The following is a 25,057-nucleotide window of genomic DNA, read 5'->3' as shown; positions in this document are numbered from 1 at the left end:
TCCGCGGCGGCGACACGTCTCCGCGGCGGCGACACGTCTCCGCGGCGGCGACACGTCTCCGCGGCCGGGGTCCGCGGGCCGCGGCCGGCGGCGCCTCGCGACCAGCGTCACGGAACGGCGGAGGTCCGGGGCCCCTCGGTAGGCTCGTCCTGCACGCGCGCAGGAGCGCCACGCACGCCCGACCGCCATCGACGGCGGCGCGGCCCGACCCGGAGGAAGAGCCCAGATGAGCGGCACCATCCACGACAACATCTCGCAGGCGTTCGGGAACACCCCGCTCGTCCGGCTCAACCGGCTGCCGCGCGAGGGCAGCGCCGAGATCCTCGCGAAGCTCGAGTTCTACAACCCCGGCGCGAGCGTCAAGGACCGACTCGGTGTCGCGATCATCGACGCAGCCGAGGAGTCCGGCGAGCTGCAGGCGGGCGGCACGATCGTCGAGGGGTCGTCGGGCAACACCGGCATCGCGCTCGCCCTCGTCGGCGCAGCCCGTGGGTACCGGGTCGTCATCACGATGCCCGAGACGATGAGCGTCGAGCGTCGGGCACTCATCCGCGCGTACGGCGCCGAGGTCGTCCTGACCCCGGGCCCCGAGGGCATGAAGGGTGCCGTCGCCCGCGCCGAGCAGATCGTCGAGGAGACGCCGGGAGCGATCCTGGCGCACCAGTTCGAGACGCCCGCCAACGCCGCGATCCACCGGAGGACCACCGCGGAGGAGATCCTCCGCGACACCGAGGGCCACGTGGACGTGTTCATCGCGGGCGTCGGTACCGGCGGGACGATCACGGGCGTCGGCCAGGTCCTGAAGGAACGGGTGCCGGGCGTCCAGGTGATCGCCGTCGAGCCGAAGGACTCGCCGCTCCTCACCGAGGGCAAGGCCGGCCCGCACAAGATCCAGGGCATCGGCGCGAACTTCGTGCCCGAGGTCCTCGACCGCAGCGTCATCGACGAGGTCTTCGACGTCGAGCTCGACGACGCCCTGCGCGTGGCGCGCGACCTCGGGACGCAGGAGGGCATCCTCTCCGGCATCTCGTCCGGCGCGATCATCCACGCCGCGATCGAGGTCGGCGCGCGCCCCGAGAACGCCGGCAAGCGCATCGTCGCGATCGTCTGCGACACCGGTGAGCGCTACCTGTCGACGGTGCTCTTCGAGGGGCTCACTGCGTGACGTCAGTCCGACGGCGCGGCGTGTTGCGGACCGTCCGGGAGGACCTGGCCGCAGCACGCCGCGGTGACCCCGCGGCGCGTGGAGACCTCGAGAACGCGGTGGTCTACTCCGGTCTGCACGCGATCTGGACCTACCGGCTGACGCACCGGCTGTGGCTCGCCCGCGGGTTGCCGGGGTCGCGGTTCGCCGCTCGGGTCGTGGCGCAGGTCGCCCGGTCCGTCACCGGCATCGAGATCCACCCGGGTGCGCGCATCGGTCGCCGGTTCTTCATCGACCACGGCATGGGGGTCGTCATCGGGGAGACCGCCGTGGTCGGCGACGACGTGGTGGTGTTCCACGGCGTCACGCTCGGTGGGCGCGGCGGCGAACACGGTCCCGGCGCTCGGCGGCACCCGCGGGTGGGGGACCGCGTGGTGCTCGGTGCGGGCTCGTCCCTGATCGGTGCGATCACGATCGGCGCCGACTCCGTCGTCGGTGCGAACACGGTCGTCACGAAGGACGTGCCGCCGGGATCGGTGGTCACCGGCGTGGCCGGGACGGCCAGACCACGCTCCGGGCACGAGGGCGTGCCCCCGCTCTGACGTCCTGCCGGATCCCGGCCACCCCGGTCGTCGTCCCGGACGGGAGGCACGGCGCGCTCCGTGCGCGCCGGCCCCGTCCGGTGGGTGGTGGGGTCAGCTCTTCTCGCAGGCGATGCCGTCGGCGTCGCGGTCGAGCTTCTTGTTGGCCGCGTAGAGCTTGTCGTCCTTCTTGACGGTGCCCTTGAGCGCGCGGTACGTCACCTTGCCGGCCGAGGTCACCTTGTTCTTCGTGACGGACTTCTTCGCGATCCCGCCGGAGTACACGCGGTGGACGGCGTCGCAGTTCTTGTAGACGGTCGGGGCGGCCTGCGCGGCCGTGGCGCCGCCGACGACGGCGGTGGCGGCGAGGACGACGCTCGCGGCCGCCATGCTGAGGGTTCGGGTCATCTGCATCCGCTCAGGATAGGCCCAGCACGAGGATCACTCACACCCCCGATCGGGGTTCAGTGTCGGGCATGCTGGGGGCATGGACGGAGCAACGCTGCACGAGGTCGCCGCGCGGACCGCGATGGCGCTCCCCGCCGCCGAGGAGACGCAGCCGTTCGGCGAGGGTGCCGTCGTCTACAAGGTGGTCGGGAAGATGTTCGTCATGACGTCCGAGCTGCGGGGCGTCCCGATCGTCAACCTGAAGTGCGCCCCGCCGCACGGAGCCGCACTCGTCCGTGACCTCGCCGAGGTGACGCCGGGCTGGCACATGGACAAGCGGCACTGGATCACCCTCGCGCCGGGGGACGGCATCGACGAGACCCTTGTCGAGGACCTCGTCGCGAACGCCTACGACCTCGTGGTCGCCGGGCTGCCGCGCGCGAAGCGGCCGATCGACCCGGTCCGTCGCACGCTCGCGGACTGACGCGCACGGGATGCGCGGGATCGTGACCTCGAGGACGAGGGTGTCACCGACGTGCCAGCGCTCGCCGGTGACGTCGAGGCCGCTCGTGCGCAGGTCCTCGCCGAAGCGTCCGGGTGGGACGTCGCGACCGAGCGCGTCGGCGAAGGACGCGGCGTCCTCGTCCGCGGAGGCGGAGACCGCCTGGTCCTCGCCGCCGTGGTGCTTGCGATCGGCCTGCACGTCCGCGTACAGGCCGCGGGGGCGGACCGGACCGGACCCTCGACGGGACGGTCGTCGATGGCGGTGACCCCGATCGTGCCGGAGTCGGGCAGGAGCCGATCGACGCTGCAGACGGCGGTCACCAGCGGCACCGCACCAGCATGCCGCACCGCACCTCACCGGCAGGAGTCGGGCACCGCGCGTGACGAAGTGTCGTGACGGTCCGTCCCATCCGTGGAGGCCGTCACCACGGCCCGAGGAGGAACGACCATGACCGACACCCGGAACCCGCCCACCGCCCCGCAGCACCGCACCCCGCGGACGCACCTGCTCGCCCAGGCACGGGTCCGTTCGCTCACCGCACGCCCGGTCGGTCCGTTCCGGGTGACCTCGGCGCACGCGTTCCGTGCAGGTGACCGGTGAGCGGTGCGGTCGCACGTGTTCAGGAAGACCCCACCCGACCCCGGTAGAAGGATCCCGTGCCCCACCAGCTCCTCACCGACCTCGACGACGCCGTCCTCGCGGGCCGGTCGTCCGACGGTGACGTCCGGGCGTTCGAGGTCCTCATCCGCCGCTACACGCCCCTGCTCCGTGCCTACGCACGCCGCACGCTCGGGTCGACCGACGAGCTCGACGACGTCGTGCAGGAGACGTTCATCACCGCCTGGGACCGGCTCGACCGCCTCGAGGACCAGACCAAGGTCAAGTCCTGGCTCATGCGGATCCTCAGCCGGAAGTGCATCGACCGCATCCGCGCCCGGCGGTTCCACGACGACGTCACCGAGATCGAGGTCGAGGCGCCGTCCGACGACGCTCCCGAGCGGGTCGCCGAAGCACGCTCCCGCGAGGAAGCCGTCGAGACCGCGCTCGCCGAGCTGCCCGAGGCCCAGCGGAGGTGCTGGCTCATGAAGGAAGTGCTCGAGTACTCCTACGACCAGATCGCCGAGGAGCTCGACCTGCCCGTGTCGACCGTCCGCGGGTTGTTGTCCCGGGCCCGGAAGAACATGATCCGTCTCATGGAGGGATGGCGATGACCGACCCCGAGCACGTCCGGCTCGAGTCCCTCGAACCCGACGACCTCGACGGCCACTCGATCGACGAGCTGGCCGACTACCTCGACGCGGGCATGCAGCCCGCCGACCCGACCATCGACGACTCCCCGGCGTGCCAGAACGCGCTCGCTGCGCTGGTCCGACTCCGGCAGACGTCCCTCGGGTCGCTCGAGGCCGCGGCCGCCGAGGAGGCCCCGGCCGACGAGTCGTGGGTGAGCGGGGTGCTCGCGAACATCTCGCTCGAGGCCCGGGCCGGTCGCGACGTCCCGCTCCGTCCCGCAGCACCGACCGAGCGTCCGGTGATGACCGAGGGCGCCATCCGCTCCCTCGTGCGCAGCGCCGGTGACGGCGTCGACGATGCGCTCATCGCACGCTGCACGCTCGAGGGCGACGTGACCGAGCTCGGCGCACCGGTCCGGGTCGTCGTCGAGATCGCGGTGCGGTCCGGCGCGACCATCCGCACGGTCGCGTCCGAGGTGCGCGAGACCGTCGCTCGGGTCCTCGCCGACCAGACCGACCTCGTGGTCGACTCGGTCGACGTCGTCGTCCGTGACCTGCTGCCTCGCACACAGGACGCCGACGACCCCGCCGCCGACCCCGAGGAGGACGCATGAGCCCCGCCGACGACACCCTGGCCGCCGTCGAGGCCGCCGTGCTCGAGGTCCCCGGGGTCGCCGACCTCTACCGCGCTCGGCCCACCCTCGGCAGCGCCGTGTCCGCGGTGAAGAGCATCGCGGCCAGGACCGCCCCGAGCCGGGTCGTGCTCGACGGCGACGTGCTCCGGATCGTCATCGGCACCGACCTGTCCCGACCGGCGCCCGAGACCGCGCACGAGGCCCACGTCGCCGCGCTCGCGGTCGCCACCGCGCACGGCCTGGCCCTCAGCCGGGTCGACGTCCGCGTGGCCCGGATCGGCTGACACGGTCCGGATCGCCGCGCCGGACGTCGAGCGGGTCGGGCGAACTGGCTCAGCGCCGGTCCGCGACCTCCAGCACGACGACGATCACCGCCACGAGGACCGCGGTCACGACGGCCGACACCTCGGGGACGAGGACCGACGCCGCGATCCCGAGCGCCAGCACCACCACGAGGACGTTCCTGCCGACGGACAGCGACGGCCGGAGTGCGAGTCCCCAGATCGCCAGCACGAACAGCGCAACCGGGACGGTGATCGTCGCCGCGACGGCGCGGTGTGACAAGTCCGCGTGGCCGGCGTCGGCGCTCACGGCCACCTCGATCCCGGCCGGCAGCGCTCCGGCGGCGGCGAACACGACGGAGTGGCCGTACCCGAACACGAGCGCCGTCCGGAGCGACCGGATGTGCGCGTGCTGCTCGCGGGAGAAGTAGATCCACCACATGCCGACGACGATCACGAGGCCGGCGGCGGCGAGGACGAGCAGGGGCCCGAGGTGGTCGGTGTGGGCGATGCCGTCGATGACCGCGTTCGCGGAGGCGACGAGGCCCTCGCCGAGCACGATGAGCGTGAAGAGCGAGTACCGCTCCGCGATGTGCCGCGTGTGCCACGGCGTCGTGCGCGTCCCCTGCTCGGCGAACGGCGGCACGAGCACCTCGAGCAGGACCAGCACCGGGACCACCCACGGACGCGCGGTCTCGGGCACGGCCAGGGTGAGCACCCAGAGCACCTGGACGACGACGATCCCGACGGCGTACCGGAGCGCGGTCCGGCGGTACCCGGGCGCGGACACCGCGGCGCGGAGCCACTGGGCGACGAGCGCGAGTCGCATGACGACGTACCCGACGACGACGATCGAGGAGTCGCCGTCCACCATGAGCGTGTGCACCCCGGCGGCGAGGACGAGCACGCCGGCCATCTGCACGACCGTCGTGACGCGGTAGAGCCAGTCGTCGGTGTCGAACGACGTGGCGAACCAGGTGAAGTTGATCCACGCCCACCAGATCGCGAAGAACACGAACGCGTAGGCGACGATCGCGGAGGTGACGTTTCCCTCGGCCTCGATCTCGTGCAGGTTCGTCGCTGCGAACCCGACCGCGACGACGAAGACGAGGTCGAACAGCAGCTCGAGCGGGCTCGCCGCGCGGTGCGCCTCTGTGGGGTCACGGGGCGCCATGCGGCGCAGTCCGATGGTGGTCACGGGGACATGCCTACCGCACCCGGGCCGCGGTGAAGACGGCCTGGAGGCCCGTGGCGGGTCCGCCACGGGCCTCCAGGCCGTCACATCCGCAGGATCAGTAGAAGTTCGACGCCTGCGAGTGCCCCCACGCGGCGCACGGCGTGCCGTAGGCGTCCGCGATGTACTGCAGGCCCCACTTGATCTGCGTGGTGGCGTTGGTCTGCCAGTCCGAGCCCATCGTCGCCATCTTCGACCCGGGGAGCGCCTGCGGGATGCCGGTCGCGCCGCCGTTGCTGTTCACGGCGCGGTAGTCCCACCCGGACTCCTTCGTCCAGAGGTTGTCGAGGCACTGGAACTGGTCCGAGCCCCAGCCGTACCGGGAGGACGCGAGCGAGCTGGCGGTCGCCTTCGCACCCGCGACGGTGTTGCCCGCAGCGAGCTGCCGCGCCCGCTCGGCGGCTTCGGCTGCGGCCTTCGCTGCTGCCGCCTTCGCGGCTGCGGCCTCCTCGGCCGCGGCACGCTGCGCGTCGACGTCGGACTTGTCCTGTGCGGCGCTCGCCTCCGCCACCTGCTGGGTGGCGGCGACGGTGGACGCGATCCGGTTGGTCAGCGCCGCGCCGGAGAGCTTCCGGTAGTCGTCCAGTGCGTCGACGCGCCGCTCGAGCGTCGCCGTGTCGGTCTTGTGGTTCGCGTCGGCGAGCACGACCTGGGCGCTGGAGATCGTCGCCTGCGCCTGGGCACGGTCCAGCGCGGTTCCGTCGAGCGCGGGAGCGGGCGTCGCGCTCGCGGTCGGGACACCCAGGGCCTCGCCGAGTGCGGGCTGTGTCCCGACCAGCACACCGCTGCCGGCGACCGCGAGCACGGCGGCGCCCGCGGCGATGACGGTCGTCCGGTTGCGGAGTGCACGTCGGACACGGCGGGAGGGGGAGTCGAGGGCCTCGCGTCGGGTGGAGGCGGTGGTCGTGGGGAGTTCGGTGGTGCGTCGCTTCATCGGTTCCGGTGGTCGGCCGACTCGGGCGCGGACCGTTCCCGGCACGCCGGGGTGGGGGAGGCGTGGGAGTCGGGGACGGAGGAACCGTCGGAGGTCCGCGAGTCGGGTGAGGCCCGGACGGTGGTGTGGGGCCCGTCCGCCCGCCCTCCGGTGACCGTGGGGAGGTCACGCCGTGGCGGAGCCGACACGATGACGCGTCACGCTGGGCAGCGCGTCCAGGAACACTGGCAGAACCGTCCGTCCACCCGTTGGTAACGGTTCGGTAACGGACCGATCCGCCGTCAGGAGGTGGGAGATTCCTGGGTGCGCTCACCCTGTGCGATGCGTTCGAGGACGTCGAGCGCGTTCGCGATCGCGTCGACGTCCGCGGCGGGGAGGTCGTGGATGAGCTCGGCGACGATCCCCGTGCGCTGGGAGCGGGCTTCCTCGACCGCCGCGACACCTGCCGGGGTGGCGCTCACCATGAACGCCCGGCCGTCCCGCGGATCGGCTTCGCGCTCGATGAACCCGCGCTGCTCGAGCTCGGTCAGGATCCGCGTCATGGTGGGCTTCGTGACCACCTCGAGGCGGGACAGGTCGCCCGGTCGCAAGGGTCCCTCGCGCTCGATCGTCGCGAGCGCGGACACGATGCCGTACCCGAGCGATGCGGAGTCGGTGCGGGCGCGTCGGTTGATGCGTCCGACCGCTGCCGCGAGTCGGGCCGCGATGGCGGTCCGGTCGGGCTCGCGAGCGCTCATGGGTGGCCTCCGGGTTCGGCTCTCAGGGGGTCGTCCAGATGCTACCGGGCAGGCTGGGAGCGACCGGTGCGGGCGTTCCTGTCCGGGTGCACAGGATCCTCAGCGCTTCTCGCCCGGGAGGAGGTGGATCGCCTCGGTCGCGAGCTCTGCCGCGACGTTGTCACCCGCCTCGGTCGCCGCCCGGAGCCGCTTGAACTCCTCGGTCATCCGGTCCCAGTCGACGAGTTCGTCGAGGTTCGGCAGACGGAGGCGGAACCCGAGTCCGTCCGTGGTGTCGCGGCACACGCGCTGCAGGTCGGCGTTGCCGCACTCGGCGACGTACCGGCCGAACACGTCGAGCGCGTCGTGGTTCACCGCGGCGACGTCGTGGGCCTCGAACTCGGCGATCGTCTTGTCGAGCGCGGCGAGGATCGTCTTCCGCGAAGCGGCTCCGAGGCGGGGGACCGCGAGCCGCACCACACCGCCGAACAGCACGCCGAGGGTCTGCAGGGCCTCGACCACCTCGTCCGGCTTGGGTGTGGTGACCCGCGTGTACCGGTTCGGCGCCATCTCGATGAGTCCGGCGCGCGCGAGCTGGCTGAGGGCTTCGCGGATGGGTGTGCGGGAGACGCCGAGCCAGGCGATGAGCTCGTCGTCGTTGAGCCGCTCACCCGGTTCCAGCGTGCCGTCCATGATCGCGTCGTGGATCTTCGCGCGGACGGTGTCACGGAGCAGCTGGTGCTCGGTCGGTGCACTGGTGGGGACCGGCATCGGGGGACCCTCCTCGAGGTCTGCTCGTCGTGCGACCGACACTCCGGGTACGGCCGTACGGATCACCGTACCTGATATACGGTCAGCGGTCGCCGGACGAACGGAGTACCGGTCCCGCGTCGGCGAGCAGGCGCAGGGTGACCGGGTCCTCCGCACCGCCGTACCAGCGGTCGAGCGCGGCGCGGAACGGTCCGGCGTCCGCCGCTGCCCGGGCGAAGAGCGTCAGCGACGACCGGGCCTTGACGGCGTCGATGCCGCCCAGCAGCGCCTCGGCCGACGGTGCCGGAGCCTCCGTCAGCGCCGCCACGGCCTCGAGCAGCCTCGGGCCGAGCACCGGGTCCGCCAGGTACCGCGTCGCCTGCTCGACACCCGTGACGCCGAAGTGCTGTGCGGTCGGGCTGCGACCGAGCCCGGCGAGCTGCGGGAACACGAACCACATCCAGTGCGAGCGCTTGCGGCCGGCGCGGAGCTCGGCGAGCGCGGTCTCGTGCACGCCCTCCTGCGCGGTCACGAACCGGACGAGGTCGTGGTCGTGGTCGGTCACCGCAGAACGTCCCCCCAGGCGTACCGGACCGTCGTCGCGTCCACGACGAGCGCCGAGTCAGGAGCGCGGTCGAACAGTCCCGGGATCCCCACGGCCGCGGGCAGGTCACCGGACAGCTCCTCGACCTGCGCCGACCGGATCGTGAGCGGCGGGTGCTGCCGCTGCCAGAAGACCGTCTGCGCGAGGTGCCGCGCGTGGATGCCCGCACGTGTCGTGAGCTCGACGGCGAGCGGCGCCGTCGTGACCGGACCGGCCACGACGCGGACCGCGGCGGCGTGCCGGGGGCGGGGCGTGCCTCCCGGCCGGTCCGGCGGTGTGAGCCGCGACGCCCGAGCCGCGCGGAACGGGTGGAGCGCCCGGTTCGTGTGCCGGACCGACCGGTGCGCGACGGTGTCGCCGCGACGTCGTGAGCCGGCGTGCGCGAACGTGTACGGGACGCCGAGGAGCGCGTGCGCCGCGACGATCGCGGGCACGTTGGCCGTGTCGACGGTCCGGTAGGCGACGCCGTGCCGCCCGTGGACGTCGATCGTCAGGACCTCGATCGTGACCTCCGTCATGGAACCGAGCCGCCCCGACGGCGGGAACGGCGGGACCCGCGTCTCGCGGAACACGTAGGCGGAGAGCCCGACCCAGGCGCTGCCGTCCACGACGTCCGGCCGGACCCCGCGGGGGAGCATGCGCGCGAGGACCTGCGGTTCGTGCCGCCAGTGCGCGAACACGACGTCCTCCCACGCGTGCACGGTCACCGGCCGGTGCAGCAGCGGGACCGCCGCGCGCTCCTCGCTCATCCGCCGTGCCGGCCCACTCGGGCCGCCCACCACACCAGGGGCGCCTGCAGCGGCAGCCGGAGCACCGACAGGAGCCGCATCGCCCGGGTCGACCGCGGCGAGTCGAGGAGGTCCTTCGCCATCGTGACGTTGGCGGGGAAGACCGCGAGGAACAGGGCGGCCGCTGCCCACCCCGCGGCACGACGCGTCCGGGGCACCGCGAGTCCCGCCGCGACGCCGAGTTCGGCGACGCCGGAGAGCAGGGTCGTCAGGCGGGGCGGGAGCGCGTCGGGGACGATCCGGTCGTACGTGCGGGGGCGGAGGAAGTGCGTGACACCGGCGCCACCGAGCACGACGGCGAGGGCGGCAGCGGTACGGTTGGCGCGTCTGGTGCGTTCACGTCGTCGCATGGCCCCATCGTGCTCGTCGCTCCCTCGGAGCGAGCAGCGAGCGCTCGGGCACTCCACGCCGGCGGCGCACCGCGTCAGGCCAGCGCGGTCGCGACCAGGTCGAGGACGGCAGCCGCGACCTCGGCCTTCGTCCCGGAGGTCTCCCGCACGACCTCGCCCCCGGGGGTGAGGACCTCGATCGCGTTCTCCTCGCGCTCGAAGCCCGACGACCACCCGACGTGGTTCACGACCAGGAGGTCCGCCGGCTTCCGCGCGATCTTCGCCCGCCCGAGCTCGACCCGGGCCGCACGGTCGGGCTCCGTCTCGGCGGCGAACCCCACGATGATCTGCCCCGTGCGCCGGTTCGCGACGAGCTCGGCGAGCACGTCGGGGTTGCGCACGAGCTCGAGGGTGAGGTGGTCGCCCTGCGCGTCCTTCTTGAGCTTCTCGGCGTGCACCTCGGCCGGTCGGTAGTCCGCCACCGCCGCCGTCATCACGACCACGTCCGCGTCGTTGGCCGCGGCGCGCACGGCGTCGGCGAGCTCGAGGGCCGAGCCGACGGGCACCACCTCGACGCCGAGGTCGTGGGTGAGCCCGGCGTCCACGTTCGCCGCGACGAGGGTGACCGCGGCGCCGCGGCGGGCCGCGTCCGCCGCGAACGCGACGCCCTGCCGACCGCTCGAGCGGTTGCCGACGAACCGGACGGGGTCGACGGGTTCGCGGGTGCCCCCTGCGGTCACCAGGACGCGCACCCCGCGCAGGTCACCGGCCTTGAGGGACGGTGCGGCCCCGGTGGACGGGCTCCCGTCCTCGGGGTGGTCGGCCTGGTCCAGCACGGCCAGTGCGGCCGTGACGATTTCCTCGGGCTCGGCCATCCGGCCGATGCCCGCGTCGTCGCCGGTGAGGGCGCCGACGACCGGCCCGACGAAACGGACACCGCGGGCCCGGAGGGTCTCGACGTTCGCCCGGGTGGCCGGGTGCTCCCACATCTGCGGGTGCATCGCGGGCGCCACGACGACGGGTGCCTCGGTGGCGAGGAGCGTCGTGCCGAGCAGGTCGCCCGCGATGCCCGCCGCCATCCTCGCCAGCGCGTCCGCGGTCGCGGGGGCGATGACCACGAGGTCGGCGCGGCGGCCGAGCGCGACGTGCCGGACCTCGGCGACGTCGTCCCAGACGCTCGTCGTGACCGGGTTCCGGCTCAGGGCCTCGAGCGTCGGGAGCCCGACGAACCGCAGGGCGCCCTCCGTCGGGACGACGTGGACCTCGTGTCCGCGCTTGACGAGGTCGCGGACGACCCCGACGGCCTTGTACGCGGCGATGCCCCCGGTGATGCCGACGACGACCGTGCGGGGGTGCTCTGCTGCTGCGCTCACACCCGTCACGCTACCGGCGGCGACCGTGCGAGGATCGGACGCATGTGCACCGTCGTCGTCCGCGTCGCGCCCGGTTCCGAGTGGCCCGTCACGGTGCTCGCCCTCCGCGACGAATCGCCCGAGCGCCCGTGGGACCCGCCGGCCGCCTGGTGGCCGGACCGGGACCCCGGCGTCCGCGGCGTGCGCGACCGCTCGGCCGGCGGTGCCTGGCTCGCCGCGTCCGACGCCGCCGGGCTCGCGGTCGTGCTGAACCGCGGCGAGCCGGTCCCGAGCGCGGACGGCACGTGGACCACCCGCGGTGTGGTCCCCCTCGACGCCGTCACCGGCGTCCTGCCCGGCCACGACGGCACGCTGCCGACCACCAGGGCGTTCAACCTCGTGCGCGCCACCGCGGACGGCGCCGAGGTCGACACCTGGGACGGCACGGCGGTCCGCACGACCGTGCTCGAGCCCGGCGTGCACATGATCACCCACGGGGAGCCGGACGACCCGGCCGCACCCCGCATCGGGCGGTGGCTCGAGGCCTTCCGGGCCGTCGACGCCCCGGTGGCGCCCCCGGTGCTCGGACCCTTCGACGAACTGCGCACCGCGGACGCCGGCGAGGACGCGGGCGACGGCTGGAGCGGCTGGTTCGGCGTGCTCGCCGCCTCCGCCGACCTGCCGACGGACCACCCGGACGCCATCCTGCGCGACACCCACGAGGCCGAGGGGCACATGACGACGCTGTCGATCGTCGCCGCGGCGGTCGGCCCGCAGCGGACGGTGCTGCAGCACGCACGCCTGACCGAGCCCGGACGCCTCGACGGCTCGGTCGAGCTGCACCGCGCCTGACCCCGCCGAGGACGCCTGGCCGGTCCCCGCGCCTGAGCGCACCCGCAGCGCCACGCACGGCCGGGCCATGGCCGACGAGCGTAGCTTCGCGCTCCGTGACCACCCGGACCCGGAGCGCGCTCGTCGTCGGCGTCGCGGCGCTCGCCGTGATCGCCCTCGGCGCGTGCAGCGAGCAGCCGTCCGCCGCCGCCGGCGCGGAGCCGTCGACGAGCGCCAGCGCCCGCGCGACGCCCACACCGGGCCCCGCCATCCCCTGGGACCAGGCCGACGGCGTCCGTGTGGTGGCGATCGGCGACTCGATCACCGGCGGGCACGGCCTCACCACCGCGGAGGCCTGGCCCGCGCTGATGGCGGACACGGACGGCTGGTCCCTCACGAACCTCTCCTGCGACGGTGCCGGCGTGGCCGCACTCGGGGACGACGACGACTGTGCGAGCGCGTACGCGACGCTCGTCAAGCGCGCGGTGGAACTCCGACCACAGGTGGTCCTGCTGCAGGCGAGCTCGAACGACCTCGGGCTCGACACCGCCGAGATCCGGAGCGCCACCGACCAGGTCGTCGACGACGTGCACCGCCGGATGCCGCGCGCGCGGGTGATCGGGCTCAGCGCGATCTGGAACCAGGACGCCCCGCCCGCCCAGCTCGCGAAGATCTCGAAGGCGATGCGCGTGGCGCTCCGGCGCGAGGGCGGCACCTACGTGGACATCGGCGAACCGTTGCGGGGACACGGGAACTGGATGCAGTCCGACGACGTCCACCCGACGGTCCGCGGGCAGCAGGCGATCGCGGCCGCGGTCACGGCGGCGTTCACCCGCGACGACGTGCAGTTCTGACGGGCACGTCGTGCGTCGCCGCTCCCGAGCCGCCCTCGTCGCCCTCGTCGGTGCCGTCGCCCTGGCGCTCTGCGGTGCGCTCGCGGGGTGCTCGTCGGACGTGACGGCGGTGCTGCCGCTCGGCCCTGTGCCGACCGGGGCCCGCGTGGTCGTCATCGGCGACTCGATCACGATCGGACACGGACTCCGCCCCGACCTGGCGTGGCCGGAGCTGCTCGCCGCCCGTGACCACCTCCGGCTGACGGACCTCGGTTGCGACGGCGCGGGGGTGCTCGCGGAGGGGGACGACCAGTGCTCGGCGACCTACGAGGAACTCGCCGAGCAGGCTGCCGCGCTGCACCCGGCCGTGGTCGTGCTGCAGGCCAGCTCGAACGACCTCGGGCAGGACGACGACGAGCTCGACGGTGCGACGCAGCAACTCGTCGCGGCCGTGCACCGACTCCTGCCGCGGGCCCGCGTCGTCGGCCTCGGCGCGGTCTGGGACCAGGACCCCCCGCCGGCCCAGCTCGCCGTGATCTCGGCGGCGATGCGCACCGCGGTGGACGGTGTGGGCGGCTCCTGGCTCGACCTCGGGCAGCCGCTCCGCGGACACCCGGGCTGGATGCAGCGCGACGACGTGCACCCCACCGCCCGCGGCCAGCGGGCGCTGCTCGCGGCGGTGACCGGCGCCCTGGACCGCGACCACCTGCGCTGGTGAGCCGAGCCGTCGGGGGTGCACCGCGCCTCCAGGCCGGGCCGGGCACCCGACGCGGGGCCGGGCTGCGGAACCGCCACCCGGCCGGGCTGCGGAACCGCCACCCGGTGAGCGCGCGGGGGCGGGTGTGCCCACCGTGCCGACGCCCGGTCAGGCGGGCGGCGCCGTCCCGGTGAGGTCCTCGGCGACCGCCCACAGCGAGCGGGCGAGGTCCGCGCTCCGGGCAGACCGGGGGATCGACGCCACCGTGGTCGGACCGGTGAGGCCACCGAAACCCGCGGGTCCGTAGTAGGCGCCGCCGACGGCGTTCGGACCGACGGCGGCGTACAGCAGCGGTTCCGACCCCTGCTCGACGTCCTGCGTGAACGGCAGCGCACGGTCGTGGGACCGCACGGGCTTCGAACGGCCGAGCGACCGCCCCGCGGACTGCAGGTTCGTCCGCGTGTAGCCGGGGTGCGCTGCCGTGCTGACGAGGTCCCAGTCCCGCTCGACCGCGAGCCGGTGCAGGTGCAGCGCGAGGAGCAGGTCGGCGAGCTTCGACTGGCCGTACGCCCGCCAGCCGTTGTAGCCGCGCTCCCACTGCAGGTCGGGGAACCGGATGCTGCCGAAGAGTGCCGCGAGGCTCGACATGGTCGCGACACGGGGCGCCTCGGCGCGGAGCAGGGTCGGCAGCAGCAGGTTCGTCAACGCGAACGGGCCGAGGAAGTTCGTGCCGAACTGGAGCTCGAAGCCGTCGACGGTCTCGAACCGCTTCGGCGGCGCCATGACCCCGGCGTTGTTCACGAGGACGTCCAGGGGGCGGTCGTCGGCGGCGATGCCGTCCGTGAACCGGCGGACGCTCGCGAGGTCGGCGAGGTCGAGCTCGCGCACCTCGACGTCCGCGCCGGGGTGTGCAGCGCGGATGTCCCGGACGGCGTCCTCGCCCTTGGAGGGGGTGCGGACGGCGAGGACCACGGACGCACCGGCGGCGGCGAGGCGGCTGGCGGTCTCCTTGCCGGTCCCGCTGTTCGCGCCGGTGACGACGATGCGGCGGCCGGACTGGTCGGGGATCTTCGGCATGGGCGTGACGGTACTCCGACCGGGTGCGGGGCTGCTGCGCGCGCGGCGGACGCGGGTGCTGCGCGCGGGGCGGCGGGTGCTGCGCGCGCGGCGGATGCGTGGTAGATTCATGCAAACGCATTGAACGGGACGTCGCAGGAGGACGCATGAGCAACGCATTCGGCACCGACCGACCCTCGGACGTGCCACCGCCCGCACCCGACCGCGTCGGCCCGGTCCAGCTCGGCCTCGACACCTTCGGCGACGTCACCGAGCTCCCCGACGGCTCGGTCAAGTCCGACGCCCAGAGCATCCGCGACGTGGTCGCGCAGGCCGTGCTCGCCGACCAGCTCGGCATCGACTTCATCGGCGTCGGCGAACACCACCGTGCCGACTTCATCGTCAGCGCGCCCGAGGTCGTCCTCGCCGCGATCGCCGCATCGACGAAGGACATCCGCCTCGGGTCCGCCGTCACGGTGCTCTCCTCGGACGACCCGGTCCGCGTGTACGAGCGCTTCGCCACCGTCGACGCGATCTCCGGCGGGCGCGCCGAGGTCATCCTCGGCCGCGGGTCATTCACCGAGTCCTTCCCGCTGTTCGGGTACGAGCTGAGCGACTACGAGGTCCTCTTCGAGGAAAAGGTGCAGCTCTGGGCGGCCCTCCGCGGTGGCGACAAGGTGACCTGGTCCGGCACGAAGCGCGCACCGCTCGTCGACCAGGACGTCTACCCGAAGCTCGAGCACGGCCCGATCCCGACCTGGATCGGCGTCGGCGGCTCACCCCAGTCCGTGATCCGCGCCGCGAGCTACGGCATGCCGCTGTTCCTCGCGATCATCGGCGGGCAGCCCGCGCAGTTCGCCCCGTTCTCGCGGCTCTACCGCCAGGCGCTCACCCAGCTCGAGCTGCCGCAGCAGCCGATCGCGATGCACTCGCCCGGGTTCGTCGCCGCCACCGACGAGGAGGCCGCGGAGCGCTACTGGCCCTACCACAAGGCCGTCACCGACCAGCTCGGCCGGGAGCGCGGCTGGCCGCCCCTGGACGTCGCCGGGTACCGTGCCGGGCTCTCGGCGGGCGGCTCGCTCTACGTCGGCTCACCCGAGACGGTCGCGCGGAAGATCGCACGGAACATGCGGATCCTCGGGGTCTCGCGGTTCGACATGCGGTACGCGACGGGTCGCCTGCCCCACGACGACATGATGCGGTCGATCGAGCTCTACGGCACGCAGGTCGCACCCCGGGTGCGCGAGCTCCTCGCGGAGCCGGTGCCGGTGCCCTGAGCCGGCGGTCCGGTTGCGCCGGTCGCGTCGGTCGCGCCGCGTCCCGTCCGGCCTGGAGGCACGGAGCGCGCCCGTCACGCCGCTCTCGGCGGGCGCGGGTAGCGTCCGGCGCATGTCCCGGAACCCCGAGCCCACCGAACGACGCTTCCGCGGCAAGATCCTCGGCGTCGGCAGCACCTCCGGCGTCCGGATCGTCGTCGGGATGTGGGAGCGGTCGCCGTTCGGTCCGTTCACGGACGTGTTCCTCGAACAGGCCGACGGCAGCTCGGTGCTCCTCGCCCCCGACGAGCTCGTCGCGGCGTACGTCTCCGGCACCTACCGCTTCGACACCGTCTCGGTCGTCGACGTCCGGACGCGCCGCACCGCGCGCGGCCTCGAGCTCGACGCCGGCCCGTTGCAAGCCTCGATCGACGTCGGCGGGATCTCGCCCCTCGGCAGGGTGCTACGCATCGTCCCGAAGCCGATCGCCCGGGACTGGCGGTGGCTCACCGTGATCGACCCGGTCGCCCGGCTCCTCGCACCCGGCGCGGGCACGGCGGGGACTGCCGGGAACGGTCGGCGTGAGTACTACGGCGTGACCGGGGCGCACGACGTGACGGGTGTGCGGGGGACGTGGGCGGGCACGCCCCTCGGGTCGATCACCCCGCTCGACCCGCCGGTCGCGTTCGGGTTCGCGTCGATGCCGCGGATCCCGCAGGTGGTCGACGTCGAGACCACGATCCGGGAGCCCGCCGTCTGAGGGTTCCCGCCCGCCCCGACTGTCCCCGCGCACGTTCTTTCCCATCGCCGGCGCGATGGCTCGTCGATCCGGGCATGACCGGCGCCGCCGGACGGCCAGGTACCCCCGGTTCCGCCAGGTACCCCCGGTTCCGCCCGGCGTTGCGGACGCGCGTCGTGCCTCCAGGCAGACGCATCACAGCGTCCCGGAGCACACTGGTCCGAACGGAACGCGCCCCGGGGAGACCCGGCCGCACGTCGGGCACAACGGGGCGCACGACGAGGAGGACCAACCATGACCGACACCCAAGCCGACCAGCGAGCAGCCATCTCGGACATCGTCCACGGAGCCCGCACGGCGCTCCTCACCACGGTCAACGCCGACGGAGCGCTGCACGCGAGGCCGCTGGCGGTGCAGGACAAGGCGTTCAACGGGACGCTCCGCTTCCTGGTGCAGGACGGCAGCGAGAAGGTCGAGGACATCGCCCGCAACCCGCACGTGAACGTCGCGATCGAGTCGCAGGGCGGCTACCTGTCGATCGCCGGCACCGCCACCGTGACCAAGGACGAGACCGTCATCGACGAGCTGTGGTCGCCGTTCGCGGAGGCCTGGTTCCCCGAGGGGCGTCAGGACCCGTCGATCCGGCTCCTCACGGTCGAGGGGGACTCGGTCGAGTACTGGACCCAGGACACCGGCCCCGTGGGGAGCCTCGTGCAGACCCTCAAGGCCGCGCTCGGCAAGCAGAGCCAACCGGACACGGGCGACCACGGGACGGTCGAGCTCTAGCTGAACGGGCACACGGGGGCCCGCCTTCGAGCTGGCCGCTGTGGTACGACGAAGCCGCTGTCGCACGACAGCGGCTTCGTCGTTCCACAGCGACACCCGGACCGGCGGCGGCGACGATCGCTCACGGCGGGCCGAGCAGCCACAGCACCGCCACCAGCACCGGCTGCCCGAGGAGTGCACAGGTCACGAAGGTCCACCGCATCCACGGCTTCGCGACGAGCTCCGGCGACCCGAACAGCGGCGCCAGCGGCATGAGCAGCCGCGGCGTCGACGCCATCGGGAGCGACACCGCGAAGATGTACAGCGCGTACGCGGCCGAGTAGAGCACGGTCGTCTGCCCGAGCTGCCGGGTCGAGCGCCGGAGCAGCCAGACGGGGTAGGCGACGAGCAGGAACACGACGATGAACACCCCGCCCACACCGAGCCACCGCAGCGCGATGAGGAACCACGGGGTCATCGGCGCGAAGTCGACCCGCCCGATGAAGTTCACCCACCAGGACATCTCGGTCTCGAGGTAGGCGTTCGGCGTCCCGGTCACGTGCGACGCGACGAGCGGCCAGGCGACCCCCGCGGCCGCCATCACGAGCCCGGACGCGACGGCCGCGACGCGCTCCCGCAGCGGGAAGTCGTCCAGGGTGCGGTCGGCCGCGCCGGAGGCCCGGTCCGCGCGACGGGCCCGGACCCAGCGGACGAGCACGACCACGCCGAGCACGAGCGGGACGGCGAGGGCACCGGGACGCGTGAACGCCGCCACCACGCCGAGCAGGGTCAGCAGCCCGTAGCGCCGACGCTCCAGGGCGAGGAGCGCACCGAACGTCAGTGCGAGGAACGTGCTCTCCGCGTACCCGACCTGCAGCAGGAACGACAGCGGACCGCACGTGAAGAAGAACACCGCCCACATCCCCGCGCCGTGGCCCGCGTGGTCGCTGACGAGCCGGTACAGCAGGAAGGTGGCGACGAGTCCGGCGCCGAGGGCGATCAACGGCGCACCGACCTCGAAGGTGATCCCGGTGGACGCCGTGAGCATGCGGATCGCGAACGGGAAGGCCGGCAGGAAGGCCCAGGCGTTCTGCGTCACGTGTCCGGCCGCGTCCGTCGGGAGGGTCGTCGGGTAGCCGTGCAGCGAGATCTGCTGGTAGTACTGCCCGTCCCACGCCGTCAGGAAGGTCAGGAAGCCGTGGTCGTTGCCCCAGATCGCGTTGGCGGGGAGCGCGCGGCCGATCAGCGGGTAGGCGAGCGCCAGCCAGAACGTCGACACGGCGCGCCCGCCGAACCACACCAGGAGCACGGCCGACCAGGCCGGCAGGCTGGTCGCGAGGTCGGTGAACCGCCGTCGGCCGGTCGCGAGCGATCCGGAGAGCGTCGATTCGGGCGGCACGGGTCGAGGGTAGTCGTCCGCTCCCTGGGAGACCCAGCCGGGAGGCCCGCCCGACGTTCTGCAGGACGGAAAGCGGCCGTCAGGTGGCCGGTCTGCGCAGCGCGCCGCCGCCTACGGTGGACGGAACGATCCGACCGACAGGAGCACCATGCCGAAGACCGCCGTCGTCACCGACAACGCCCCGCAGCCCGCAGGACCCTACAGCCAGGGCATCGTCGCGAACGGCTTCCTCTACACCGCCGGCTTCGGTCCGCAGGACCCCGCGACCGGGGCGATGGCCGACGACGTGGCGGGTCAGACCGCGCAGGTTCTGGCGAACGTCGCCGCGGTGCTCGCTGAGCACGGCGCCACGCTCGACGACGTCGTGAAGTCCACCGTGCACCTCGAGCACTCCGACCGGGACTTCGCCGCGTTCAACGAGGAGTACGCGAAGCACTTCTCCCAGCCGTACCCGGTCCGGACGACGGTGCAGTCGCACCTCGCCGGCATCCTCGTCGAGATCGACGTCGTCGCGGTCCTGCCCTCCGCCTGAACGGCTCTTCACCCGGCCCGTGGCGCACCGCGTGTCACGGGCCGGGTGGCTGCCGTCGAGACCCGGTCGGCCGACCGGCGTGCCCGGACGGTGCCCGTCTGAGCCCCGCACCGGGGGTCGCCCCCGTGAGCGCGCCGTCCCGGAGCACGGGGACGCCGGCGACCAGGACGTCGTCGATGCCGTCGGCGAGGAGCATCGGCTCGGCGTACGTCGACCGGGCGGCGACCCGCTCGGGGTCCACGACCACGAGGTCCGCGGTCCACCCAGGGGCGACGGCACCGCGGTGACCCAGCCGGAACAGGTCCGCGGGCAGCGTCGACAGGTGCTCCTGGATCTCCGACCAGCCGAGCAGGCCGGTCCGCGCGTACTCGGCGAGGTACCGCGCGAACGTGCCGTACGCGCGCGGGTGCGGGTGCGTGCCGACGAAGATGCCGTCCGAGCCGCCGGCGTGCCCGCCGTACCGGTAGAGCTCTGCCAGTTCGGTCGGCGTCCGCGGGCGGGGTACCCGCATGACGGCGGTCACCTGCAGTGCGGAGTCGACGAGCACGTCGAGCGCGAGGTCGACCGGGTCGGTGCCGGTGGCCTCGGCCGCGTCCGCGAGCGTCCGGCCCTGCAGCGCGTGGAACTCGGCGGCCGGCACGTGCGAGAGCGTGACCTGCTCCGCCCAGTCCGTCCCGAGATCCGCGCGGCTGAGCACCCGGTCGAGCACCGCGCCGCGGACCCGTGCACGACCGCCCTCGGCCGTCAACGCGCGCGCGAGGTCGTCGGTGCCGGGCCGGGCGAGCTCCGCCGGCAGGAGCAGCATCGACAGGATCGTGCACCCCCGTGAATACGGGTAGGCGTCGAACGACAGGGGCGCGCCGACCGCCGCGGCCCGGTCGAGTTCGTCGAGGGCGAGCCGGACGGGGGCGTGCAGGTGCGAGACGTGCGCGGACCCGCCACCCGCGCGGCAGATCCGGACGATCTCGTCGACGCCCGCAGCGAGGTTCGTCTCGTAGCCACCGCGCATGTGCGTCACGTACCGGCCCCCGACCGCTGCGGACTCGGCGGCGAGGGCAGCGATCTCCTCGGTCGAGGCGTACAGCCCCGGCACGTAGTCGAGTCCGGTCGCGAGTCCGACCGCGCCGTCCGCCATGCCCTGCCGCACGAGGGCCCGCATCGCGTCGATCTGGGCGCCGTCGGCCGGGCCGTCGTCGTCGCCCATGACCTCGTGTCGGACGGTGCCGGCGGGCACGAGCGTCGCGACGTTCACCGGCGTCGTGCCGTCGTAGGTGGCGAGCAACCCGGCGATCCCGCCCCCGCGGTAGGTCGGGTGCGCGCCGTCGATGGCGGCGAAGTACCGGGCCGCGTACGAGCCGTCGCCCGGTGCCGGTCCGACGCCGTCCTGACCGGTGATGATCGTGGTCACCCCCTGCCGCAGGAGCGCGAGCTGGACACGTTCGTCGAACACGAGCGATCCGGCGTGGGAGTGCGCGTCGACGAAGCCGGGCATGACGACCCGGTCGCCACAGTCGACGACCTGGGCATCGGCGGGGGCGCGGAGTCGATCGCCGACCTCGACCACGCGGCCGTCGGCGACCAGGACGTCCCGTCGGTGGAACCGGCCGTCGTCACCGACGATCGACCCGCCGACGAGGAGCACCGGCGTGGTCGTCGGGCTCAGCGCCGGGCTCGGCGTCGTCATCGGCCGAGCGCCGCGACGAGCCGCAGGGCACGCGCGCGGAGTCCGTCGAGGTCCCCGTCCCGCAGGGCGTCCCCGACGAGCGGCGAGCCGAGGCCGACCGCGACCGCACCCGCCGCGAGGTAGTCGGCCGCGTCGTCCACGCCGATGCCGCCCGTGGGGATGACGTCGACGAAGTCGAGCGGCGCGAGGACCTGCTTCAGGAACGCCGGCCCGCCGAGCTGCGCTGCCGGGAAGACCTTCACCGCCCGCGCTCCGTGCCGCCACGCCGTGACGATCTCCGTCGGGGTGGCCGCACCCGGGTACCAGCCGAGGCCCCGCTCGTGGGCGCGCTCGCCGATGGCGGGGTCGGTGTGCGGACTGACCGCGAAGGTCGCGCCGAGGGCGGCGGCCTCGTCGAGCTGCCGGGGGTCGAGCACGGTCCCGACGCCGACCGCGGCGGAGGTGCCGTACCGATCCACCGCCCAGGCGATGCCGTCCTGCCAGCGTGGGGTGTTCGTGGTGAGCTCGATCGCCCGGACCCCGGAGTCGACGAGCACCCGGATGACGTCCTCGACGTGCTCGCCGGTGCCGCCGCGGAGGATGGCGACCGCGGGTCCGGCCTCGTGGCGGTGTCGGGGCGCGCTCGTCGGCGCCGCCGGGCTCGTCGATGCTGCCGGGCCGGGTGCGACCGGGCTCTGCGCCGTGGTGTCGGTCATCGGGGGAGTCTCCTGTCGTGGGGCGACCATCAGCGGTCCACCCGGTCGTGCACGGTGTGGTCGACCTCCGGGGCATCGGTCACGGTGACCACCGCGTCGGGGTCAGGCAGCCGCCAGTCACTCGCCACCGTGCAGGCGAGCGCCCCGGCGTCCGCCGCGCGGTCGAGCGCAACGGCCGGGGTAGCACCGGCGAGGACCGCGGCGAGCCACCCGGCCACGAAGGCGTCCCCGGCACCCACCGGGTCCACCACGCGGACGGGCGTCGCGGCCCGACGGTGCAGGGTGCCGTCCGCCGCGGCAACGGCGCCGCGGGAGCCGAGCTTCACTACCGCGGTGCCGCGCGCGAGTCCGGCGAGCCCGCGAGCGAGGTCGGCCTCGTCGTCCGGCCGCTCCTCGCGCGCGAGCACCAGGCGGGCCTCGTCGTCGCTCGCGAACACCACGGCCGAGCGTTCGACCACCGCACGGTAGCGCTCGCGCGCGGTGTCCGGGTCGATGAGCTTCGGGCGGTGGTTCACGTCGAAGGAGACCGGGACCCCGGCGGCCTCGGCCCGGTCGAGCACGGCGTCGACGGTCGCACGGGAACGGTCCGAGAGCGCGAGGGTGATCCCGCTGAGGTGCACGAGCGCGGCGCGCTCGACGAGTCCGGCGGGGACGTCCTCGGGCCCGATCGCCGAACCGGCGGACCCTCGACGGTGGTAGGTCACGCGGGTCCGGCCGTCGGCCAGCCGTTCCTTCATCATCAGCCCGGTGGAGCGGTCGGGGTCGGCCACCGCGACGACGTCGACGCCTGCCCCGGCGACGTCCGCCACGACGCGGTCGCCGGCCGGGTCCGTCCCGACGCGACCGACCCACGTCGTCGGCACGCCGGCCCGGACCAGTCCGATCGCGACGTTGCTCTCCGCTCCGCCGGTGTCGACCCGCATGGTGTCGAGGTCCGGGACGGCTCCGACCGACTGCCCGCTGAGCAGGAGCATCGTCTCGCCGACGGTGACCACGCGCCCGGTCACCGCGCGCTCCGGTCCGCTGCCGTCCGGTGGAGCGCCAGCTGGGCCGAGGACGACCCGAGCGCCACCGAGATCTCGTGCGCCGTCCGGACCACCCCGGTTCCGAGCTCGCGGACCGCGGCCGCGGGGAACCGCGACGCGAGCCCGGAGATGCTCATCGCCCCGACGACCTGGTTCGCGTGGTCGAACACCGGGGCAGCCACGCACCGGATGTCCGGCTCGTTCTCGCGGTCGTCGATGCCGTAGCCGCGCTGGTGTGTCCGTTCGACCTCGCGACGCCACCGCACGTCGTCCGTGATCGTGCGGTCCGTCATCGCCCGGACGGGCTCGGCGAGCACCCGGGCGAGCAGGTCCGGCTCGCCGAACGCCACGATCGCCTTGCCGGAGGCGGTGTTGCGCATCGGGAGGCGGTTGCCGATGCGCGAGCCCATCCGAGCCGTCCCACGCGTCTCGACCTTGTCGACGTAGACGATGTCGGTGCCGTCCGGCACCACGAGGTGGCAGGTGAGCCCGGTCCGTTCGGCGGTCCGGCGGAGGAACGGTGCCGCGGCCGCCCGCAGGTCGATGCCCTCGAGGTAGCTCTGCCCGAGGAGCAGCGCCCCGAGCCCGAGCGTGAACCCGGCGTCGGCGGTCCGGCGGAGCAGGTCGGTCTCGACCATCGGGGCCGTCAGACGGAGGACGGTCGACTTCGACGTCCCGAGCTCCGCGGCCAGGGTGCCGAGGCTGACCGACACCTCGCCGTTCCGGGTGCGCTCGGCGACGTGGTCGAGCAGCCGGAGTCCTCGTCGGAGCGACAGCGCGGCGTTGCGGGCGGGGATGTCGGGCGGGGTGGTCACCGGAACTCCGTCTCGATCGTGTCGAGCACGGTGTCGTCGTCGGCGAGCACGAGGACCCGGCGCCACTTGTCGAACACCGTGCAGGGGTGGGAGATGCCGAACACCACGACGTCCCCCGGGGCGAGGGCGGGCGCCTCGTCGGTGGTCCGCAGGTAGCAGTGCTGGTCATCGAGGCGGGTGACGGTGACCGACCCCGGAGCGGGAGCGACGGGGCGGGCCTGCGCCGTCCCTCCAGGCCGGACCTCGCGCACGACCGGGAGCCCTTCGTCGAAGCTGATGTCCCGCTTGCCGACGGCCACGAGCACGAGACCGGGCTCCGGGGCGGAGGTGACCCGACCCCACACCCGGATGGCGGCCTCGAGCCGGCCCTCCTCGGGGTGGCGACCGAAGGGCGTCCGCTCGGCGTAGAAACCGTCGTCGTGCGTCAGCGATGCTCCCGACCGCAGCAGGACGTCGACGTCGGCGGGGCGGGCTTCCACGACCTCGACCACGGCGTCGAACCAGGCGCTGCCGCCCACGCTGAGGAGCGTCCGGCGTGCGGTGACGAGCGGGCGGACCGCCTCCGTCACCGCGAGGACCCCGCGGACGTAGTCTCGCGCCTCGTCGGGGCCGGGCAGGCCGCCCTCGTAGCCGGTCACCCCGCGGAGCTCGAGCCCTGCTCCGTGTGCGGTGCGCGCGAGGGCGATGCCGTCCTCGGGGGACCGGACGCCCGTGCGGCCGCCGGGGAACCCGACCTCGACGAGCACCGGGAGCGGTCCGTGCGCCGCCGCTGCGCTGACGCCGGCGGGCGAGTCGACCTGGAACAGGACGTCGGCGTCCGCGTCCTCGGCGTGCCGGCCCGCGATCCACGCGAGGCCGGCCGGGTCGAGCACCTCGTTCGCGATGAAGATCCGGTGGATGCCGTGCCGCCACGCCACGACGGCCTGCTGGACGGAGGCGACCGTGACGCCCCAGGCGCCGAGGTCGAGCTGCCGGCGGGCCAGCGCCGGCGCCATGTGGGTCTTCATGTGGGGCGCGAAGCGCAGCCCGTGGCGGTCGACGTACGCCTGCATGACGGCGGCGTTCGCGGCGAGGGCTGACTCGCGGAGCGTCATCGCCGGCAGCAGGACGTCGTCGAGCACGTGCGTCGTCATCGGGCCTCCTCGTCGAGTGGTGGTGCTCCGGGTGCGGTGCCGCGGATGTGGTGCTGCGGGTGCGGTGCTGCGGGTGTGCTGCCACGTTCGTCCGTCCGGCGCGGTCCGGACAACGGCGGCACCCGTTC

The 25,057-nt window shown here is 73.8% G+C and carries 30 protein-coding genes and 1 pseudogene; 14 read left to right on the top strand and 17 right to left on the bottom strand.

The genetic code is table 11. The features are described 5' to 3' along the window. Nucleotides 1-226: 226 nt before the first annotated feature. Together cysK and epsC are read left to right on the top strand one after the other, a co-directional pair. Entirely contained in the window at nucleotides 227-1,165 is a 939-nt protein-coding gene (cysK, locus tag ABC270_RS14340; RefSeq protein ID WP_290131111.1) for a cysteine synthase A, read from the top strand. Next, entirely contained in the window at nucleotides 1,162-1,746 is a 585-nt protein-coding gene (gene epsC, locus ABC270_RS14335) for a serine O-acetyltransferase EpsC (RefSeq protein ID WP_412881403.1), read from the top strand. The genes cysK and epsC overlap by 4 nt, the downstream gene beginning before the upstream one ends. Before the next feature lie 93 nt (nucleotides 1,747-1,839). Here the strand turns inward: epsC and ABC270_RS14330 are convergent, their stop codons facing one another. Beyond that, complete coding sequence (locus ABC270_RS14330) at nucleotides 1,840-2,139, bottom strand: excalibur calcium-binding domain-containing protein (RefSeq protein ID WP_412881402.1); 300 nt, start codon at nucleotides 2,137-2,139, stop codon at nucleotides 1,840-1,842. Nucleotides 2,140-2,212: 73 nt separating this feature from the next. Between ABC270_RS14330 and ABC270_RS14325 the strand changes: the two genes are divergently transcribed. Beyond that, the gene (locus tag ABC270_RS14325; RefSeq protein WP_412881401.1) at nucleotides 2,213-2,596 is read left to right on the top strand and encodes an MmcQ/YjbR family DNA-binding protein; all 384 of its coding nucleotides are present in this window, start codon (nucleotides 2,213-2,215) and stop codon (nucleotides 2,594-2,596) included. On the opposite strand, the pseudogene ABC270_RS14320 reads toward ABC270_RS14325, so the two are convergent. Continuing rightward, nucleotides 2,546-2,815 (bottom strand): annotated as a pseudogene (locus tag ABC270_RS14320) (MOSC domain-containing protein); the annotation flags it as partial. The gene ABC270_RS14325 and the pseudogene ABC270_RS14320 overlap by 51 nt on opposite strands. Before the next feature lie 249 nt (nucleotides 2,816-3,064). Here ABC270_RS14320 and ABC270_RS14315 point away from each other — a divergent pair. From ABC270_RS14315 to ABC270_RS14300, 4 genes are read left to right on the top strand one after another with little or no spacing between them, the layout of a single operon-like run. Then, nucleotides 3,065-3,217 carry a hypothetical protein gene (locus ABC270_RS14315; RefSeq protein WP_412881400.1) on the top strand — a complete coding sequence of 51 codons (153 nt, stop codon included), beginning with the start codon at nucleotides 3,065-3,067 and terminating at the stop codon, nucleotides 3,215-3,217. A gap of 56 nt (nucleotides 3,218-3,273) precedes the next feature. Further along, on the top strand, nucleotides 3,274-3,828 hold the full coding sequence (locus ABC270_RS14310; RefSeq protein ID WP_412881399.1) for an RNA polymerase sigma factor: 555 nt from the start codon (nucleotides 3,274-3,276) through the stop codon (nucleotides 3,826-3,828). After that, nucleotides 3,819-4,460 carry a hypothetical protein gene (locus ABC270_RS14305; protein ID WP_412881398.1) on the top strand — a complete coding sequence of 214 codons (642 nt, stop codon included), beginning with the start codon at nucleotides 3,819-3,821 and terminating at the stop codon, nucleotides 4,458-4,460. Before ABC270_RS14310 ends, ABC270_RS14305 begins: the two co-directional genes overlap by 10 nt. Next, entirely contained in the window at nucleotides 4,457-4,765 is a 309-nt protein-coding gene (locus tag ABC270_RS14300) for a hypothetical protein (protein ID WP_412881397.1), read from the top strand. Before ABC270_RS14305 ends, ABC270_RS14300 begins: the two co-directional genes overlap by 4 nt. Nucleotides 4,766-4,814: 49 nt before the next feature. On the opposite strand, the gene ABC270_RS14295 is transcribed toward ABC270_RS14300, so the two are convergent. The 8 genes from ABC270_RS14295 to coaBC form a co-directional block, all read right to left on the bottom strand. Further along, a complete protein-coding gene (locus tag ABC270_RS14295) occupies nucleotides 4,815-5,960 on the bottom strand; it encodes a low temperature requirement protein A (protein WP_412881396.1) in 1,146 nt (381 codons plus the stop codon). A gap of 94 nt (nucleotides 5,961-6,054) precedes the next feature. After that, nucleotides 6,055-6,930, bottom strand: coding sequence for an aggregation-promoting factor C-terminal-like domain-containing protein (locus tag ABC270_RS14290; protein ID WP_412881395.1), 876 nt, complete (start codon nucleotides 6,928-6,930; stop codon nucleotides 6,055-6,057). Between the two features lie 281 nt (nucleotides 6,931-7,211). Beyond that, entirely contained in the window at nucleotides 7,212-7,667 is a 456-nt protein-coding gene (locus ABC270_RS14285) for a MarR family winged helix-turn-helix transcriptional regulator (RefSeq protein WP_412881394.1), read from the bottom strand. 99 nt (nucleotides 7,668-7,766) lie between these two features. Further along, nucleotides 7,767-8,417, bottom strand: a complete 651-nt coding sequence (locus tag ABC270_RS14280; RefSeq protein ID WP_412881393.1) for a GntR family transcriptional regulator — start codon at nucleotides 8,415-8,417, stop codon at nucleotides 7,767-7,769. A gap of 82 nt (nucleotides 8,418-8,499) precedes the next feature. After that, on the bottom strand, nucleotides 8,500-8,961 hold the full coding sequence (locus ABC270_RS14275) for a DUF1810 domain-containing protein (RefSeq protein WP_412881392.1): 462 nt from the start codon (nucleotides 8,959-8,961) through the stop codon (nucleotides 8,500-8,502). Beyond that, nucleotides 8,958-9,749, bottom strand: a complete 792-nt coding sequence (locus ABC270_RS14270) for a DUF2071 domain-containing protein (RefSeq protein WP_412881391.1) — start codon at nucleotides 9,747-9,749, stop codon at nucleotides 8,958-8,960. The genes ABC270_RS14275 and ABC270_RS14270 overlap by 4 nt, the downstream gene beginning before the upstream one ends. After that, the gene (locus tag ABC270_RS14265; protein ID WP_412881390.1) at nucleotides 9,746-10,138 is read right to left on the bottom strand and encodes a DoxX family protein; all 393 of its coding nucleotides are present in this window, start codon (nucleotides 10,136-10,138) and stop codon (nucleotides 9,746-9,748) included. The genes ABC270_RS14270 and ABC270_RS14265 overlap by 4 nt, the downstream gene beginning before the upstream one ends. Before the next feature lie 74 nt (nucleotides 10,139-10,212). Continuing rightward, complete coding sequence (gene coaBC, locus ABC270_RS14260) at nucleotides 10,213-11,490, bottom strand: bifunctional phosphopantothenoylcysteine decarboxylase/phosphopantothenate--cysteine ligase CoaBC (RefSeq protein ID WP_412881389.1); 1,278 nt, start codon at nucleotides 11,488-11,490, stop codon at nucleotides 10,213-10,215. 42 nt (nucleotides 11,491-11,532) lie between these two features. On the opposite strand from coaBC, the gene ABC270_RS14255 reads away from it, so the two are divergent. From ABC270_RS14255 to ABC270_RS14245, 3 genes are all read left to right on the top strand, one after another. Further along, nucleotides 11,533-12,321 carry an NRDE family protein gene (locus ABC270_RS14255; RefSeq protein WP_412881388.1) on the top strand — a complete coding sequence of 263 codons (789 nt, stop codon included), beginning with the start codon at nucleotides 11,533-11,535 and terminating at the stop codon, nucleotides 12,319-12,321. Nucleotides 12,322-12,416: 95 nt separating this feature from the next. Next, nucleotides 12,417-13,154 (top strand): SGNH/GDSL hydrolase family protein, encoded by a 738-nt coding sequence (locus ABC270_RS14250; protein ID WP_412881387.1) that lies wholly within the window; start codon nucleotides 12,417-12,419, stop codon nucleotides 13,152-13,154. 10 nt (nucleotides 13,155-13,164) lie between these two features. Continuing rightward, complete coding sequence (locus ABC270_RS14245) at nucleotides 13,165-13,851, top strand: SGNH/GDSL hydrolase family protein (protein WP_412881386.1); 687 nt, start codon at nucleotides 13,165-13,167, stop codon at nucleotides 13,849-13,851. Nucleotides 13,852-13,998: 147 nt separating this feature from the next. On the opposite strand, the gene ABC270_RS14240 is transcribed toward ABC270_RS14245, so the two are convergent. After that, entirely contained in the window at nucleotides 13,999-14,907 is a 909-nt protein-coding gene (locus ABC270_RS14240) for an SDR family oxidoreductase (protein WP_412881385.1), read from the bottom strand. 146 nt (nucleotides 14,908-15,053) lie between these two features. On the opposite strand from ABC270_RS14240, the gene ABC270_RS14235 reads away from it, so the two are divergent. The 3 genes from ABC270_RS14235 (at nucleotide 15,054) to ABC270_RS14225 (ending at nucleotide 17,667) form a co-directional block, all read left to right on the top strand. After that, nucleotides 15,054-16,163, top strand: a complete 1,110-nt coding sequence (locus ABC270_RS14235) for an LLM class flavin-dependent oxidoreductase (RefSeq protein ID WP_412881384.1) — start codon at nucleotides 15,054-15,056, stop codon at nucleotides 16,161-16,163. Between the two features lie 112 nt (nucleotides 16,164-16,275). Then, nucleotides 16,276-16,902 (top strand): hypothetical protein, encoded by a 627-nt coding sequence (locus ABC270_RS14230; protein ID WP_412881383.1) that lies wholly within the window; start codon nucleotides 16,276-16,278, stop codon nucleotides 16,900-16,902. A gap of 273 nt (nucleotides 16,903-17,175) precedes the next feature. Continuing rightward, nucleotides 17,176-17,667 carry a pyridoxamine 5'-phosphate oxidase family protein gene (locus ABC270_RS14225; RefSeq protein WP_412881382.1) on the top strand — a complete coding sequence of 164 codons (492 nt, stop codon included), beginning with the start codon at nucleotides 17,176-17,178 and terminating at the stop codon, nucleotides 17,665-17,667. A 121-nt stretch (nucleotides 17,668-17,788) separates the two neighbouring features. Here ABC270_RS14225 and ABC270_RS14220 read toward each other — a convergent pair whose 3' ends face one another. Next, nucleotides 17,789-19,045 carry a hypothetical protein gene (locus tag ABC270_RS14220; protein WP_412881381.1) on the bottom strand — a complete coding sequence of 419 codons (1,257 nt, stop codon included), beginning with the start codon at nucleotides 19,043-19,045 and terminating at the stop codon, nucleotides 17,789-17,791. A gap of 148 nt (nucleotides 19,046-19,193) precedes the next feature. Between ABC270_RS14220 and ABC270_RS14215 the strand changes: the two genes are divergently transcribed. Beyond that, nucleotides 19,194-19,577: a RidA family protein gene (locus ABC270_RS14215; protein WP_412881380.1), complete on the top strand. Its 384-nt coding sequence runs from the start codon at nucleotides 19,194-19,196 to the stop codon at nucleotides 19,575-19,577. A 34-nt stretch (nucleotides 19,578-19,611) separates the two neighbouring features. Here the strand turns inward: ABC270_RS14215 and ABC270_RS14210 are convergent, their stop codons facing one another. From ABC270_RS14210 to ABC270_RS14190, 5 genes are read right to left on the bottom strand one after another with little or no spacing between them, the layout of a single operon-like run. After that, complete coding sequence (locus tag ABC270_RS14210; protein ID WP_412881379.1) at nucleotides 19,612-21,261, bottom strand: N-acyl-D-amino-acid deacylase family protein; 1,650 nt, start codon at nucleotides 21,259-21,261, stop codon at nucleotides 19,612-19,614. Next, complete coding sequence (locus ABC270_RS14205; RefSeq protein ID WP_412881378.1) at nucleotides 21,258-21,956, bottom strand: bifunctional 4-hydroxy-2-oxoglutarate aldolase/2-dehydro-3-deoxy-phosphogluconate aldolase; 699 nt, start codon at nucleotides 21,954-21,956, stop codon at nucleotides 21,258-21,260. The genes ABC270_RS14210 and ABC270_RS14205 overlap by 4 nt, the downstream gene beginning before the upstream one ends. Before the next feature lie 29 nt (nucleotides 21,957-21,985). Then, entirely contained in the window at nucleotides 21,986-22,963 is a 978-nt protein-coding gene (locus tag ABC270_RS14200) for a sugar kinase (protein WP_412881377.1), read from the bottom strand. Next, the gene (locus ABC270_RS14195) at nucleotides 22,960-23,796 is read right to left on the bottom strand and encodes an IclR family transcriptional regulator (RefSeq protein WP_412881376.1); all 837 of its coding nucleotides are present in this window, start codon (nucleotides 23,794-23,796) and stop codon (nucleotides 22,960-22,962) included. The genes ABC270_RS14200 and ABC270_RS14195 overlap by 4 nt, the downstream gene beginning before the upstream one ends. Further along, nucleotides 23,793-24,929, bottom strand: coding sequence for an alanine racemase (locus ABC270_RS14190; RefSeq protein WP_412881375.1), 1,137 nt, complete (start codon nucleotides 24,927-24,929; stop codon nucleotides 23,793-23,795). The genes ABC270_RS14195 and ABC270_RS14190 overlap by 4 nt, the downstream gene beginning before the upstream one ends. Nucleotides 24,930-25,057: the final 128 nt, after the last annotated feature.

The organism is Curtobacterium phoenicis (assembly GCF_047238015.1).
In the GTDB taxonomy this organism is placed as follows: Bacteria; Actinomycetota; Actinomycetes; order Actinomycetales; family Microbacteriaceae; genus Curtobacterium.
The sequence above is the reverse complement of the archived record's forward strand: the minus strand, read 5'-3'. Positions and strand labels throughout refer to the sequence as shown.